The following is a 1,280-nucleotide window of genomic DNA, read 5'->3' as shown; positions in this document are numbered from 1 at the left end:
CGGCACGCCTCGGCCATCGCTTCCAGCGTCACCAGCGGCAGCACGGGTTTGCGGGCGCCGAACGCGAGACCCTGCGCCACGCCGCACGCCGTGCGCACGCCCGTGAACGAACCCGGACCGGCGCCGAATACGATCGCGTCGCAGTCGGCCAGGGCGATGCCGGCGTCGCGCAGCAACTCCTGCACCATGGGCAGGACGGACTGCGAATGCGTGCGCACGCCGGACGATTCGCGGGTCAATACGGAGGTCAATACGGGGGTGTCCGCGCCGTCCGCGCTGTTCAATAACGCGCAGGACGCCAGCTCGGACGAGGTTTCGATGGCGAGGATGATAGGCATGGCGTATTGTAACCCGGCGGCCCGGCCAGCCAAAAGCGCGGAACCGTTGTAGAATCGCGCCCATGTCCAGTCTGACCCTCGAGCCCGATACCCGCGACCAGGTTGCCGCCGCCCTCCACGGCGACGGCTGGATCGTCGCCTGCCTGTGCGCTGCCTGGTGCGGCACCTGCTCGTCCTACCGCGCCGCGTTCGACGGCCTGGCCACGCGCCATCCCGACAAGACGTTCGTCTGGATCGACGTGGAAGACCAGGCCGACGTCGTCGGCGACCTCGACGTGGAAAATTTTCCCACGCTGCTCGTGCAGCGCGGCGATGCCGTCGCGTTCTTCGGCACGATGCTGCCGGATCCGAAAGTCGCGGACCGGCTGATCCAGGCGCAGGCGGAGTTGAGCGGCGACGAACTCATGCGCCAGGCGGCCTCCACGCCGGAACGGCAGGCGTGGCAGCGCGAGTGCAACCTGCGCACCCTCATCGCCAACGCCGACGAGTGATCAAGCCAGGCGCAGCGGCAGGCTGCGCAGCCGCTGCCCCGTCAGCTTGAACACGGCATTCGCCACGGCCGGCGCGACGGGCGGCACCGCGGGTTCGCCCATGCCTTCCGGCGGTTCCGCGCTCGGTACGATGATGGTCTCGACCTCGGGTACCTGCGCCATCCGCAGCACGGGATAATCGCCGAAATTCGCCTGCTGCGGCTGGCCGTCCTTGAAGGTGATCTCCCCCGCCAGCGCGGCCGACAGCCCGAACACGACGCCCGACTCGACCTGCTGCGCGACGATGTTCGGATTGACGACGAGGCCGCAATCGACGGCGCACACGACCTTGTGCACGCGGATCTCCTTGTCTTGCACCGACACTTCCGCGACCTGCGCCACCACGGTCCCGAACGACTGGTGCACGGCGACGCCGTGCGCGCGGCCTTCCGCCGGCGTGCCCGCACGCGCG

General features: G+C 69.2%; 3 protein-coding genes. 1 reads left to right on the top strand and 2 read right to left on the bottom strand.

Annotated features, from left to right (window positions below; translation table 11 throughout):
* On the bottom strand, positions 1-338 hold a 338-nt coding region (gene tsaB, locus ACEN88_RS32100), incomplete at its 3' end, for a tRNA (adenosine(37)-N6)-threonylcarbamoyltransferase complex dimerization subunit type 1 TsaB (RefSeq protein ID WP_413346249.1).
* A 62-nt stretch (positions 339-400) separates the two neighbouring features.
* On the opposite strand from tsaB, the gene ACEN88_RS32095 reads away from it, so the two are divergent.
* On the top strand, positions 401-829 hold the full coding sequence (locus ACEN88_RS32095) for a thioredoxin family protein (protein WP_413346247.1): 429 nt from the start codon (positions 401-403) through the stop codon (positions 827-829).
* Here the strand turns inward: ACEN88_RS32095 and ACEN88_RS32090 are convergent.
* Positions 830-1,280, bottom strand: a 451-nt coding sequence (locus ACEN88_RS32090; RefSeq protein ID WP_413346245.1) for a molybdopterin cofactor-binding domain-containing protein, incomplete at its 5' end; no start/stop codon positions are given.

The sequence above is a fragment of the Massilia sp. CT11-108 genome, assembly GCF_047302915.1.
Classification (GTDB): Bacteria; Pseudomonadota; Gammaproteobacteria; order Burkholderiales; family Burkholderiaceae_D; genus Telluria; species Telluria orientalis.
Note: the sequence above shows the minus strand (reverse complement) of the source record. Positions and strands in the feature narration are given on the sequence as shown.